Origin of the sequence: Amycolatopsis sp. WAC 01376 (assembly GCF_003947415.1) — a bacterium.
GTDB lineage: Bacteria > Actinomycetota > Actinomycetes > Mycobacteriales > Pseudonocardiaceae > Amycolatopsis.
In genome coordinates this window covers 187019-199882 of record NZ_QHKL01000009.1, presented here as the reverse complement: position 1 = coordinate 199882, position 12864 = coordinate 187019, and the positions used below count along the sequence as shown (strand labels likewise).

The window sequence follows — 12864 nt, the reverse complement described above, 5'->3', positions numbered from 1 at the left end:
CTAGTGAATTTCGTAGCCGTCGAGCCAGACGGCGTGGGAAAGCCAGTGCGCGGCGAGCAGCGCGCGGTCGCGCAGCTCCTCCATGCGGTCGCCGACGAGGTTGACGTGGCCGAGTTTGCGGCCGGGACGCTCGCCCTTGCCGTACAGGTGGACACGGATGTCCGGGTACCGCGCGAACAGGTGGTGCAGCCGTTCGTCCGGCCCCATCTCGGGCGCCTCGGGGGCGCCGAGGACGTTCGCCATCACGCAGGCCGGGGCGATCAGGTCGGTCACGCCGAGCGGATAGTCGAGCACGGCACGCAGGTGCTGCTCGAACTGCGACGTCTTCGAGCCGTCCTGGGTCCAGTGTCCGGAGTTGTGCGGGCGCATGGCGAGTTCGTTGACCAGCAGGCCTTCGTCGGTCTCGAAGAGCTCGACAGCGAGCAGCCCGGTCACGTTCAGCGTCGCGGCGATCCGCAGCGCCAGGTCCTGCGCCTCCTGTGTGCGCTGGACGCCCAGCCCCGGCGCCGGCGCGAGTACCTCGGTGTTGATTCCGCCGGACTGCACGGTTTCCACCACCGGCCACGCCGCACCCTGCCCGAACGGCGACCGGGCGACGAGCGCGGACAGTTCGCGCCGCATGACGACCTTTTCCTCGACCAGCAGCGGGGTTCCGGCGTCGAGCAGTTCGGGCACGGTCTCGCGGGCGTGCTGTGCGGTGTCGAGCATCCAGACGCCGCGGCCGTCGTAGCCGCCCTGCGCCGCTTTGAGCACCACCGGCCAGGAGTGCTTGTCGCCGAAGGTGATCACGTCGTCCACAGAGGACACTTCGGCGAACGCGGGGCCGGGGATCTCGAGTCCGGCCATCATCTCGCGCATGACGAGCTTGTTCTGCGCCATCGACAACGCGGCCGGATCGGGCCGGATGGTGACGCCTTCCATCGCGAGCGTCAGCAGGTGCTCGCCGGGAACGTGCTCGTGGTCGAAGGTCAGCACGTCGACCCCGGCGGCGAACGAGCGCAGCGCTTCGAGGTCGGTGTGGTGCCCGTGCACGACCTCACCCGCGACGAGGCCGGCGGATTCGTTCTCCCCGGCGGCCAGCACGCGCAGGGACTGGCCGAGGGAGATCGCCGCCTGGTGGGTCATCCTGGCCAGCTGTCCGCCGCCAACCATGCCCACGATCGGAAGACCGGTTCGTTTGTCCACTGGCCGAAGTTCTCTTTTCCGCTGAGGCCACATTCCATACTGCGAGGAGCAGATTACTTGGCCGCCACGGCCACGACCTGGGCGGACCCGCGTCGCAGTTCCCGTGCGGCCAGGCCTGTGATGGCGATCGCAGCGGTGAGGACGTAGACGTTGCCGAGCAGCGACCAGCCCATGCCCCAGCCGAACTCGGTGTCCCCGCCGTTGGGCACGAACATGATCACCCCGCTCGCGAACAGCACCGCGACACCCGCGGCCGGAACCCACGATCGGCGGACGACGAGCAGGACGAGCAGCGGCACCGTCCACACCCAGTGGTGTGACCAGGAGACCGGCGAGAGCAACAGCCCGTAGAACGCGGTCACCAGCAGCGCGCCGACGGGATCGCCGCGGCGATGCAGGCGCACGACCAGCCAGACGGCGGGTACGGCGAGGACGGCGGCGATCGCGATGGCCACGGTCAGCGACCACGGCGCGAGTTCCGAGGCGCGGTTCACCAGTCCGTTGAGTGACTGGTTGAAGATCCAGTGCACGGAGCCGACCCGGCTGGGGTCGGTCGCCGACTCCGTCCAGAACCGGACGGCGTCGCCGGGGATCACCGCGAACATCACGGCTTCGAGCGCGACGAACGTGCCGAGCGCCCGCAGCGCGTCCTTCCAGCGGCCGGTGAACAGCAGATGCGGCACGAAGATCAACGGCGTCAGCTTGATCGCGGCCGAGATCCCGATCAGCACCCCGGCCCAGCGCGAACCGCGGGCCGAAAGCACCAGGACGTCGAGGACGATCAACGCCATCAGGATGAGGTTGATCTGCCCGAGGAAGATCGTCTTCCAGACCGGCTCCAGGGCCAGCGCGCCCGCCGTGGCCAGCGGCAGCACCCACCACCGGGTGATGGGGGCACCGCAGGCGCGGGCGACCACGGAGATCACGACGCTCAGGCAGACCAGGGAGAGCGCGCCCACGACGCCCCAGGTCAGCCCGGCGGGGACGATCGCGAGCGGCAGGAACAGCGGCGCGGCGGCCGGGGTGTAGGTGAACGGCAGCAGCACCCACGGCGGCAGCGTCGTCAGCGCCTCGCGGGTGTAGAGCGGTTCACCCTTCAGCAGCGTGAGGGCACCGGCGCGGTAGACGGCGCTGTCCGCGCCGAGGTGCCATTTCCCCAGCCAGGCGACGACGCCCAGCGCGAGCATCGCCAGTGCGAGCACACCCGCCAGCGTGGCCCCGACGACCCGCGGGTCAGCCGCCGGCCGTGACTTCAGCATGCTTGTCGTCGTCGCTCCGCTTCCGCCGCAGATACCACCAGCGCCCGGCGAGCGCGAGCGCCAGCACGAGCGGCATGAAGATGTACGCGCTGCCGAGGATGTTCTGCCACACCTTCCAGTGCAGCTCGACATTCCGGCCGTTCGGCAAGATCAGCAGGACACAGCTGATGAAGACGAAGAACACCGCGAAGGTGCCTAGCCAGCGTTTCCACGCGGTGGCGGGCGTGGTCTTCGGCAGCCGCGAGACCAGCAGGACGACCAGCGGCGCCACCCACACCCAGTGATGCGTCCAGGAGATCGGCGAGATCAGCAAGATCCAGAACGCCGTCACGAGCATCGCCGCGAGCGCCTGGCCCTTGCGGTGGAAGCGCAGCACGAGCCAGATCGCGGGGATCGCGAGCAGCGCGCCGATCCCCATCGCCGCTTTCGACGCCCAGGGCGCGAGCTCGGTGAAGCGGTTCATCAGCGCGTTCAGCGACTGGTTGCCCGCCCAGTGCACCGGGCCGATGCGGCCGGTGTCGGGCAGCGTGTAGGTCCAGTACCGGGCCGCGTCGTGCGGGATGATCAGGAACATCAGGCCCTGCATCACGACGAAGGTGATGAGCCCGCGGATGGCGTCCATCCGGCGGCCGGTGATGAAGAGATGCCCCAGGAACACGATCGGGGTGAGCTTGACCGCGGCCGCGACGCCGACGAGCACGCCGCCCCAGCGGCTGCCCCTCGCCCCGATGACGAGGATGTCGAGCATGACCAGCGCCATCAGGATGATGTTGATCTGGCCGAGGAAGATCGTGCGCCACACCGGCTCGAGGCCGAGGAAGACCAGGAAGAACGCGATCGTCGAGCGGGCGGGCGATGCCCACCAGCGGGGGCCGTCGGTCGAGGGCTTCGGCAGCGCGCCGATGGCGATCCGGACGCACAGCGCCAGCGCGAGCAGCGAGACCGCGGTCAGGAGCCCCCAGGCGACCTGCGTCGGGACCAGCGCGAGCGGGATGAACAGCAGCGCGGCGGTCGGCGGGTAGGTGAACGGCAACAACGCCCACCACGGTTCCACCGGAAGCGTGTTCGCGTCGTACAGCGGGTCGCCGTTCAACAGCGTCTCGGCGCCGGCGCGGTAGACCGCGCTGTCCACGCCCAGCACCCATTCGTGCTGCCAGCCCCAGATACCGAAACCGATGGCGACCAGCGGGATCACCGACAGGATCAGAATCGATCTCGGCCGGACGGACAAGCGGGCGAGCGACTTCCGCAGCGAGAGACGATGCTGCGGGCGGCTCGCCGAAACGTCGCCGTTGGCGTCGGCGGGAACAGTCCGGGTCACGCAAACAGGAAATCATGAACCGGGTCGTGCCTGGTCGACAGGGTCGGCCGTGACCTGGAGAACGTCTTACGCTACCCCGCGTCAGGAGCGCGCGAGACTACCGAGGAGATCGCACGCCAGATCGTAGGTCGCCGGGAGCCGGACGGCCGAGATCTGCGGGCGGCCGGTGTCCCGCAGCTGGGCGTCCACCGAAAGCCGCTCGTTGAGTGCCCTTCGCAGCGCGACGCCGGACGAAGCGAGCCGCACGTCCTTCGGGACGAGCACGCCCGCGACGGACGGCCCGATCGAGGCGACGCTCTCCCCGCCGTCGAACACCTGCTTCAAGGCGTCCGCGACCAGGATCATCCCGGTCAGCCGGGGCCAGCCCGCGACCGAGCTGAAGTCCATCGACACCACGAGCAGCGTGTGCGCCTCCGCGACCGGCCGTTCGTCACGACGGGCCTGGCGGTACAGCTCGCTCAACCGGGTCCTCAGGTACGCGGCCGTGGGCAGCCCGGTGAGCGGTTCGGTGACCTCGGTGTTCACGAGCTGGTCGGTCGCGACGTCCGCCCACGCCAGCGCCGTCACCCGGAGCAGCCGGGAGGGTGTGGAGTCGACATCCGGTTCGAGGAAGCCGTCGACCGCGTCCGGATCGGCGAGCACGGCGTGCAACGCCGCGAGGTCCGCGAGCGTTTCGGCCAGCCCGGCACCCGCGGCGGCCCGTGCCCGGCCCAGCCCCGCGAGGGCGGTCTCCGCCACCTCGGCGGGAGCGACCCGGCCGTTCTTGATCACCGCCGCGCAGACGGCGTCGACCTCGGGGAGGCCCCAGTCACTGGGGAAACGCCAGCCCGCGGCCAGGCTGGCCGTGCGCCAGCGGGCCCGCAGTGCGCGGAGCGTGCGATCTCGTTCGAACCGGTTCCAGGCGGTTTGCCCGTCGGATCCCCCGGACGGCGCACCGGTGGCCGGTACGTCCACTGCCCACCGCCCCTTTCCGTTCCGATCTTTTCGATCTTGCGATCGCTTCACGGTGGGGACGCCGGTCCACGCCGCGCGTGACGGCGTTTTCCAAGGATCTTTCCGAACTCTTCGGTAACCCGGTGCGGGTGAAGGTGTTGCGCTCTCCGGGTCATCGACGGGGCCGCGAGGTGACGTGCGTCGCCCAGTCCGTCACACTGAGCGGGTTCGGGCGTTTAAGACAGTAGACCGCCGAACCAGCAGATGAAGGAGCCCCGTGTCCACCGTTCCCGCCGATCTCTCCGGTAGGAGTGACGCCGAGCTGATCGCCGAGGTGCGTGACGGGAAGATCGCGTCCTACGGAACCCTGTACGAGCGCCACGCCGGCGCGGCGCACAATCTCGCCCGCCAGCTCGCCCGCTCCAGTTCCGAGGCCGACGACCTCGTTTCGGAAGCCTTCGCGAAGGTGCTGGACACGCTGCGCGTCGGCAAAGGCCCCGACGCCGCGTTCCGCGCGTACCTGCTGACCGCGCTCAGGCACACCGCCTACGACAAGACGCGCAAGGACAAGCGCGTCGACCTGAACGAGGACATGTCCGACGTCGGCGGCGCCGTCGGCGAAGCGCTGACGGTCCCCTTCTCCGACACCGCCGTCGCCGGGCTCGAGCGCACGCTCGCCGCGAAGGCGTTCGCCCGGCTGCCCGAGCGGTGGCAGGCGGTGCTGTGGCACACCGAGATCGAGGGGCAGACGCCCGCCGAGGTCGCGCCGCTGCTGGGGCTGACCGCGAATGGTGTCTCCGCGCTCGCCTACCGCGCGCGTGAAGGTCTGCGGCAGGCTTATCTGCAGGTCCACCTGGCCGAGAACTCCGCCGAACGGTGCCGCGCGAGCGCGGACAAGCTCGGCGCGTGGACCCGCGACGGGTTGTCCAAACGCGAACGTGCCCAGGTGGAGAGCCACCTGGACGAATGCGAGAACTGCCGCGCGCTGGCCGCGGAACTGGCCGACGTCAACACCGGTCTGCGCGGGATCATCGCGCCGATCGTGCTCGGTGGCGCGGCTCTCGGTTACCTGGCGACGACCGGCGCGGGCAAGGCGGGCGCGGTCACCGCGGCCGCGACGGCCGCCGCCGCGGGTTCGAGTTCGGGCGGGGCCGCCGGTGCGGCCGCGGCCGGACCGCGCCAGTTCGCCGGAGTGGCCGGATCGAGCGTGGCCATCGTCGCCGCGGTCGCGGTGGCGCTCGCCGCCGGTGGCGGCACGCAGGAGATCCCGGCCGCCGCGGCCGTCCCGCCACCCGCCGTCGTCGCACCCGCCCCCACCCCCGGGGCCCCGCCCGTGGTGCCCCCGGCCGTCCCGCCTGCACAGCAGCCCGTGCCGCCCGCGCAGCCCGTGCCGCCTCCGGCGCCTTCGGCCACACCCCCGGCGCCGACCCCGGCACCCGCCGAGCCGCCCGCGCCCTCGCCGGTGATTCCGGCGCCTCCGGTGATGACGGCGTCGACCCCGGCCGGCGGTGTCCAGCTCCAGCCCGGTGAAGAAGCCAACCTGCCGATCACCGTGCGCAACGACGGCGGATCGAAGTCCGAGCCCGTGGCGGTCTCGCTGAACCTGCCGAAGGGTGTGCGGGCCGTTCCCGCCGCCGGCGGCGGCGCGATGGGCGTCACCGGCTTCCGGCAGCAGGCGCCCGCTCCGATCGCGGTCAGCTGCCCCGGCGGCACCGGCACGGTGACCTGCCGGACCGGTACCGGTCTCGAACCCGGACAGTCCGCGGTGCTGACGTTCCGGCTGCTCGCGGACGAAACGGCCGTGGACGGCAGCGTGGTGACCGGTTCGGTGACGGCGGGCGCGCAGATCAAGGTGTCGGTCGCGGTGAAGGTCAAGGTGCCCGCCCCGCCGGACGGCGTCGACCTGAGTGCCGAGGGCGACGGGCTGTCGGCGTTCCCGTGGAACCACCATCCGCTGATGAAGATCCGGGTGAAGAACACCGGCAAGACGACGAAGCCGGTCACGATCACCATCGACCACCGCGTGCTCAACTCCTGGAGCGCGTACGGCATCCGCTGCACCCCGACCGGCGAAGGCGCGTCGTGCACTTCGCGCGGCTCGCTGGCCCCGGGCCGTGAGGTGGGGCTGCTGGTCCGATTGAAGGGCCGCCCGGCGGAGAACGTCCCGGTGATGGTGAACGCCACCCTCGGCGTCGCCAAGGCGAAGCCGGTCGCGGTCTACTTCGGCTGCTGGCACCACTGGTGCGACGACAACGCGCTGCTTCCGCCGACTACGGTGCCTTCGCTGCCTTCGGTCACTTCGAAGCCCTCGGGCACGCCTGAGACGACGAAGCCGGGGCGGCCAGGGTGGCCTTCTCCGTCGAAGAAGCCTTCGCCGTCAGCAACGCCTTCAGAGCCTGCGAAGCAACAGCCCGCCCCCGCGGAGCCGACCACGACCACGAGCGCGCCACCGCGGCCGGACAAGACGAAGCCGTCCACTCGACCCAACGGAGTGGTCGACCGTATTTTCCAGTAGCGTCGCGCGCATGCGGGGGAAGCATCGCGAATTGCTGCGATTCGTCTTGGTCGGGGGCGCGAGTTTCGTCATCACGATGACGATCACCTACGGCCTGAAGTTCACCGTGCTGACCGACAAACCGGTGACCGCGCTGATCATCGGCGTGCTGGTGGCGACCGTTTTTTCGTACGTCGCGAACCGTGAATGGTCCTTTCGCACCCGCGGCGGGCGTGAGCGAGCCCACGAAGCGGCGCTCTTCTTCCTGATCAGCGCGATCGCGCTCGGCCTCAACGCGCTTCCGCAGCTGGTTTCGCGGTACGTGTTCGACCTGGAGCAGCCGCACGTCGGGCTGCTGACCCAGGAGATCGCCGACTTCGTCAGCGGCGTGCTCATCGGGACCCTGCTCGGCACGGCGTTCCGCTGGTGGTCGTTCAAGAAGTGGGTCTTCCCGGAGGCCGGCGCGCGGCCGCGGCTGCTGCGGGGCGGCGGGCCGGAGATTTCCGACATTCCCGACGACTCCGCTGCCTGACCGTCACGCGATAGCAAAGGTCCCTTGCTCCCTTTCCGCAGGTCAGGGCGCCTGAACGACAAAGGCTGGGGATGTCGTGAAGGGCCCCTTTGAGACGGTGAAGGTCTCAAAGGGGCCCTTCACGACATAAGGGCTCGACGGCGGCCCCATCGGAAGCACTGAAGCAGCCGCCACTCACGACCCCGGCACCGACCACGCCACCTTTGCCTTGCCGTTCCCCGAACCGCCCAAAGCGTCATATAACGCACTGCCCATCCCCTCCCAGCCCATTCGACGGGCGAAGCGAATTAGACTGATCCGGTGACCGTGGTCGAATCCGTCCTTTCGAGGACGCCCGAGCCGTTCCGATCCGTGCTGATCAAGCACCGTGAGCTGTTGAAGTTCGCGATCGTGGGCGGCACGACGTTCCTCGTCGACAACGGCGTCTGGTACCTGCTGAAACTCACCGTGCTGGAGTCGAAGCCGACCACGGCGAAGGCGATCGCGATCATCGTCGCGACGATCGTCTCGTACATCCTGAACCGCGAGTGGTCCTTCCGGACCCGCGGCGGCCGCGAGCGGCATCACGAGGCGGCGCTCTTCTTCGTGATCAGCGGGATCGCCGTGGTGGTCAACCTAATCCCGCTCTACACGTCGCGCTACATCTTCGACCTCGAAGTGCCGCATGTGACGCGGTTCGTCCAGGAGTTCGCCGACTTCACGAGCGGGTCGATCATCGGCATGCTCCTGGCGATGTTCTTCCGCTTCTGGGGCTTCAAGAAGTGGGTCTTCCCGGATGAGCTGGGCAAACGCCGCCGGGACAGCGACGAGCCGGACGACGACGTCGTCCCTCTCCGCTAAGTACTTGTCAAACGACATGTGATTGTCTAGGGTCATCCATGTCAACGTTCCTTCACTGATGACGCCGGCCGGGTTCGTACGGTCGAGCGGGACGAATTCGGGGTGATCGCCAAGCGCGAAGAGGACCGCATCCGGTTCGGATGACGGTTGAGCCTTTTCCCGTCTTGGCGGGGATCCGGGGCTGCTTTCGAGCAGTGCCCCGCGTCCCTCGCGTTCCCTCGTTTCTTCCAGTGAACGGATCTTTTCTTGAGCACCGCTCTCGGCGCGCCTCCGCGCGCCCGAAACACCCTTGCCCTCGTCGGGCTCTTCGCCGCCGTGTTCCTGGCGATGCTCGACGCCCAGGTCGTCGCGACCGCGCTGCCACGGATGGTCGGCGAACTCGGCGGCGCGACCTCGTTCGCCTGGGTCACCACCGTCTACCTGCTGGCGGGCAGTGTCAGCGCGCCCGTCTACGGAAAACTCGGTGACCTCTTCGGCCGTAAGCGCGTCGTGCTCGTCGCGATCGCGTTGTTCGTCCTCGGCTCCCTGGCCTGCGCGCTCGCGCCGACGATGCCGCTGCTGATCGCCGCCCGTGTCCTGCAGGGTATCGGCTCCGGCGGCCTGTTCGTCGCGGTCGCCGCGATCATCGGCGAACTGTTCCCGGGTCGCGAAGGCGCCCGCTACTTCGCCTGGTTCTCGATCTGTTTCGCCGGCTCCTCGCTGGCGGGCCCGGTCGTCGGCGGCGTCCTGACCGACCTCGCCGGATGGCGGTCGATCTTCGGGATCAACGTGCCGATCGGGCTGGTCGCGTTCGGCATCGTCGCACGATTCCTGCGACTGGAACGACGCCGCAAAACCGCGCCGTTCGACTTCGCGGGCATCGTCGTGCTGTCCGGCGCGATCGTCGGCCTGACCCTGGCGACGCCGCTTTCGGCGTCGATCGGCGCCGTGCTGCTCGTCGCCTTCCTGGTCATCGAACGCCGGGCGGCCGAACCGGTCATCCCGCTCCGGCTGTTCCGCGCCAGGATGTTCAGCCTGAGTGTCCTGGCCAGTGCCGCGGCCGGGTTCGTCTTCCTCGGTTCGGTCAATTATCTGGCGCTCTTCCTGCAGGCCGCAGGCGGCGCCGGACCTTCGGAAGCCGGGCTCCTGCTGCTGCCCATGACCCTCGCGGTCGCCGCGTCGTCGATGGTCGCGGGCCGGATCATCGCCAAGACCGGCGCCTATCGCTGGGCGCCGATCCTCAGCATGACCCTCGGCCTCGCCGCCGCCCTCGCCATGTCCACAATGGACGAAACCACGCCGCTGCCGCTCGTCGTCGCCTATCTCGTCGTGTTCGGCGCGGCGGCCGGGCTCAACATGCAGGTGCTTTCCATGGCGGCCCAGCAGGATGTCGCCCGGACCGATCTCGGCGCCGTTTCGGCGACCGTCGGTTTCCTGCGTTCACTCGGCACCACGGCCGGGCTGACCGTTTTCGGCGCGGTGTTCACGAACGCGTTCACCGACGACAGTCCCGCCGGATACGCGTCCGCGCTCGGCGGCGTGTTCTGGGTGATGGTCCCCGCGTTGGCGGCCGGCCTCGCCGCTTCCCTCTTCCTGCCGCGCGTTTCCTTGCGGCGCAACCACTGAAGGAGTCTTTTCGATGATTCTCGTACTCGGTTCCACCGGCAAAATCGGCCGTGAACTCGTTCCCGCGCTGCTGGACAAGGACGCCCGCGTGCGTGCTCTGACACGCGACCCCGCCCGCGCCCGGATCGACCCGCGTGCCGAGGTCGCCGCCGGCGATCTCGACGCCTTCGACCCGGCACTGCTCGACGGCATCGACCGCGTGTTCGTCCTGACCTCCGGGCACGGCTCCGACCCGCTCACTCAGGAACGAACCGTGCTCAAGGCCGCCACCGATGTCGCGCACATCGTCAAACTCTCCACCACCGGAGTCCACTTCGGACAGACCGACCCGATCTCCCTCGTGCACGCCGAGGCCGAACAGGCAGTGTGCGAGGCCGGGCCGGGCTGGACGATCCTGCGCCCCGGCACCTTCATGGACAACCGGTTCGCATGGCTGCACGCCGTGCGCGGCGACGGGGTCATCCGCGTCCCCGAGGGCGATCCGTCGTCCGCGCTGGTGCACGCCCGCGACATCGCCGAAGTCGCCGCGACCGTGCTGACCAGCGACGGGCACGCGGGCAGGACGTACCCGATCACCGGCGGCGAAGCGCTCACGACGCGGCGGCAGGTCGAAATCCTCGGCGACGCGCTCGGGCGGCGGCTGACGTACGTCGAAGAGCCCGAAGCCGATTCTCGAGCCCGAATGCTCGGGTACGGCTGGCCCGCTTCCGCGGTCGACGGGATGTTCGAGCTCAAACGGCAGTCCGCCGGGAACGAGGAGATCGTGTTCGACACCGTGCGCGACCTGCTCGGCCGGGCGCCGCTGAGGTTCGCCGACTGGGCCCGCGAGCACGCCGCCGCCTTCGCCTGACCTGCGGAAAGGGAGCAAGGGACCTTTGCTGTCGCCTGGCTCCGGCGTCCGTGAAGGCCTCCTTGAGGGACCCAGGGTCCGTGAAGGCCTCCTTCCCTACCTTCAGAGTAGGGAAGGAGGCCCTCACGACCCACGTGTGCAATGAAAGAGCCTTTCCTTGCAAATTTTGCAAGGAAAGGCTCTTTCATTGCATCGGCGGTGAGCAAGAGGGGGCAGGCGCGAGAGCAAGGGACCCTTGCTACCGCCCGCCCGCAACTCCCTTCGCGTACTTGTGACCCACCACTGCGCCGAAAGGGTTAATGGGTTGGGCGAACCCCGGCGATACGCGACACTCATCAGGCGTTTAATTTCTCGCGGTCCGCTGTCCGGACCACGCGTTGTCCACGTCCGGCCCTCTCGCTAACGTGCCGCGTCGGGGAGACAGGGGGAACCAGATGAACGAACGCCTTCGCGTGCTCGTGGTCGACGACCATCCGTTGTTCCGGTTCGGGGTCTGCACGTTGCTCGCCAACGAGCCGCAAGTCGACGTGGTCGGCGAGGCCGCGAGCGGCGCGCACGCGATCAGCGCGGCGAGCGCCCTCGCGCCCGACGTCGTGGTCATGGATCTGCATCTGCCCGACATCAGCGGCGCCGAAGCGACCCGGCACATCGTCGCCGAGCGGCCCGGTGTCGGGGTGCTGATGTTGACGATGGCGGACGAAAGCGAATCGGTTTTCTCCGCGATGCGTGCCGGAGCCCGCGGATATCTGCTCAAAGACGCCGAACCCGACGAAATCATTCGTGCCGTTCACGCCGTCGCGAGGCGCGAAGCGATCTTCGGGCCCGACATCGCGACGCGGGTTCTCGGCTTCTTCAATCACACTCAGCCGAGTACGGACACGGTGTTCCCGGAACTGACCGTCCGCGAACGAGAGGTCCTTTCGCTCATCGCGGGCGGGCACAGCAACACCGCCATCGCCAGCACGCTGTGTCTCAGCCCGAAGACCGTGCGGAACCATATTTCCAACGTCTTCAGCAAACTCCACGTCGCCGACCGCGCCGAAGCCATCGTGCGCGCCCGCGAAGCCGGGCTGGGAATTTGAAAACCCCAATAAGGGCGGCTTTTCGGGCAATGTCGGGACCGGAGTCCCATGCGCCCGGGACACCTCACCCGGCAGGGTGAGCAGGGTGAGGGGTGGGACCCTCGCACCGTTCGAGGGGAATGGGAATCACATGTTCGAACCGAACCGGACGCCCGTGGTCGTCCGCGCCACCGATCCGATTTTGCACAACGGCGTCTGCATGACGCTCCGCTCCCGTGACGATGTCTGGCTGGTGGACGGGGAGACCGCCGACCCGACGATGGTGGCCCTCCTGGTCACCGACCGCCTCGACGAGGCGATGACGCAACTGCTGTCCGCACTGCATCACCAGGGGTTCACCCGCATCGTGCTCGTCGCGGGTGAAGTCGACGACAACGAGATCCTCAGCGCCATCGAGCACGGCGTCTGCGCGGTCGCCCGCCGTTCCGAGGCGGGCGCCGACGTCCTGGTCCGGCTGATCAAGGCGGCCGCGGCCGGGGAAGGCGCGTTGCCGCCCGACCTGCTCGGCAGGCTGCTGCACCGGGTCTCGCGGCTGCAACGCCAGGTCCTGCAGCCGCGCGGCCTGCAATTCGGTGGCATGAGCAGCCGGGAGACCGAGGTGCTCAAACTGGTCGCGTCGGGGTTCTCGACGCAGGAGATCGCCGACCAGCTCTGCTACTCGCAGCGCACGGTGAAGAGCATCCTGCACGACGTGACCAACCGGTTCCAGCTCCGGAACCGCTCGCACGCGGTGGCCTACGCACTGCGTGAGGGATTGATCTGA

General features: G+C 69.0%; 11 protein-coding genes. 7 read left to right on the top strand and 4 right to left on the bottom strand.

Annotation, left to right across the window (positions count from 1 at the left end; all coding sequences use genetic code 11):
* The 4 genes from DMH03_RS36380 to DMH03_RS36365 all read right to left on the bottom strand — a co-directional run bounded on the left by DMH03_RS36380 (window position 1) and on the right by DMH03_RS36365 (window position 4719).
* On the bottom strand, window positions 1–1185 hold the full coding sequence (locus DMH03_RS36380; protein ID WP_125796538.1) for a 5-(carboxyamino)imidazole ribonucleotide synthase: 1185 nt from the start codon (window positions 1183–1185) through the stop codon (window positions 1–3).
* Between the two features lie 53 nt (window positions 1186–1238).
* Window positions 1239–2444, bottom strand: a complete 1206-nt coding sequence (locus tag DMH03_RS36375) for a glycosyltransferase 87 family protein (RefSeq protein ID WP_125796537.1) — start codon at window positions 2442–2444, stop codon at window positions 1239–1241.
* Window positions 2419–3765, bottom strand: a complete 1347-nt coding sequence (locus DMH03_RS36370; RefSeq protein WP_125796536.1) for a glycosyltransferase 87 family protein — start codon at window positions 3763–3765, stop codon at window positions 2419–2421. Before DMH03_RS36370 ends, DMH03_RS36375 begins: the two co-directional genes overlap by 26 nt.
* An 81-nt stretch (window positions 3766–3846) precedes the next feature.
* Window positions 3847–4719, bottom strand: coding sequence for a GGDEF domain-containing protein (locus tag DMH03_RS36365; RefSeq protein WP_125796535.1), 873 nt, complete (start codon window positions 4717–4719; stop codon window positions 3847–3849).
* Window positions 4720–4975: 256 nt separating this feature from the next.
* On the opposite strand from DMH03_RS36365, the gene DMH03_RS36360 reads away from it, so the two are divergent.
* From DMH03_RS36360 to DMH03_RS36330, 7 genes are all read left to right on the top strand, one after another.
* The gene (locus tag DMH03_RS36360) at window positions 4976–7213 is read left to right on the top strand and encodes a sigma-70 family RNA polymerase sigma factor (protein ID WP_125796534.1); all 2238 of its coding nucleotides are present in this window, start codon (window positions 4976–4978) and stop codon (window positions 7211–7213) included.
* Between the two features lie 10 nt (window positions 7214–7223).
* Window positions 7224–7724, top strand: coding sequence for a GtrA family protein (locus DMH03_RS36355; RefSeq protein ID WP_125796533.1), 501 nt, complete (start codon window positions 7224–7226; stop codon window positions 7722–7724).
* Window positions 7725–8024: 300 nt separating this feature from the next.
* A complete protein-coding gene (locus tag DMH03_RS36350; protein ID WP_125789040.1) occupies window positions 8025–8564 on the top strand; it encodes a GtrA family protein in 540 nt (179 codons plus the stop codon).
* A 246-nt stretch (window positions 8565–8810) separates the two neighbouring features.
* The gene (locus tag DMH03_RS36345) at window positions 8811–10169 is read left to right on the top strand and encodes an MDR family MFS transporter (RefSeq protein WP_125796532.1); all 1359 of its coding nucleotides are present in this window, start codon (window positions 8811–8813) and stop codon (window positions 10167–10169) included.
* Between the two features lie 13 nt (window positions 10170–10182).
* Window positions 10183–11019, top strand: a complete 837-nt coding sequence (locus tag DMH03_RS36340; protein ID WP_125796531.1) for an NAD(P)H-binding protein — start codon at window positions 10183–10185, stop codon at window positions 11017–11019.
* A 434-nt stretch (window positions 11020–11453) separates the two neighbouring features.
* On the top strand, window positions 11454–12101 hold the full coding sequence (locus DMH03_RS36335; protein WP_125796530.1) for a response regulator transcription factor: 648 nt from the start codon (window positions 11454–11456) through the stop codon (window positions 12099–12101).
* 130 nt (window positions 12102–12231) lie between these two features.
* Window positions 12232–12864 (top strand): response regulator transcription factor, encoded by a 633-nt coding sequence (locus tag DMH03_RS36330; RefSeq protein ID WP_125789036.1) that lies wholly within the window; start codon window positions 12232–12234, stop codon window positions 12862–12864.

Excerpts from the sequence above, each read along its gene's own strand:
- DMH03_RS36375 (WP_125796537.1), bottom strand. The coding sequence starts at position 2,444 with ATGCTGAAGTCACGGCCGGCGGCTGACCCGCGGGTCGTCGGGGCCACG.
- DMH03_RS36355 (WP_125796533.1), top strand. The coding sequence starts at position 7,224 with ATGCGGGGGAAGCATCGCGAATTGCTGCGATTCGTCTTGGTCGGGGGC.
- DMH03_RS36340 (WP_125796531.1), top strand. The coding sequence starts at position 10,183 with ATGATTCTCGTACTCGGTTCCACCGGCAAAATCGGCCGTGAACTCGTT.
- DMH03_RS36335 (WP_125796530.1), top strand. The coding sequence starts at position 11,454 with ATGAACGAACGCCTTCGCGTGCTCGTGGTCGACGACCATCCGTTGTTC.
- DMH03_RS36330 (WP_125789036.1), top strand. The coding sequence starts at position 12,232 with ATGTTCGAACCGAACCGGACGCCCGTGGTCGTCCGCGCCACCGATCCG.